Annotated in this window: 1 protein-coding gene; it reads right to left on the reverse strand. The window is 45.9% G+C overall.

All coding sequences use genetic code 11. The annotated features are described in order from the left end of the window. Positions 1-53: 53 nt before the first annotated feature. Positions 54-549 (reverse strand): phospholipase D-like domain-containing protein (locus R7Q46_RS29495; protein ID WP_318078628.1); only part of this gene is annotated, 496 nt, incomplete at its 5' end.

A 549-nucleotide genomic window follows, 5' to 3' on the forward strand; every position in this document is an offset into this window, starting at 1 on the left:
ACCTCCAGCATGGACTCTCATTACTGGAGGTTTGAACTGAAATGGTTGCTGATTTAGAGCAATGGGTTGAAGAGGTAGAACACACGCTCAAGGAAACGAGAATAAAGGCTACGTTTTTCCCACTCGTCCAAAACGACAGGATGAGATTGCTTGATATAACCATCTTGCAACCATGACAATTGCTTGGTGAATTCTTCATCGTCGACAGCCAGAGTGACTTCAAAGTTCAGCCACAGGCTGCGCATGTCCATATTCACCGTACCAACCAAACAGAACTGGTCGTCGATAACGACCGATTTGGTGTGCAGCAAGCCACCATAGAACTCGTAAATTTTCACGCCAGCGGCCAAAAGTTCGCTGTAGAAAGCGCGCGATGCCCACTGAACCATAAGTGAGTCATTTTTGTGCGGTATGATCAGCTCAACATCAATACCGCGCTGCGCCGTCATTTTTAACGTCTCAAGCAAGTCGGTATTAGGTACAAAATACGGTGTTGTGATTCGTACCGAACGATTGGCTTGGTTAATTGCCAAAGTAAGCACTTGATAA

The organism is Vibrio sp. 811 (assembly GCF_033339195.1).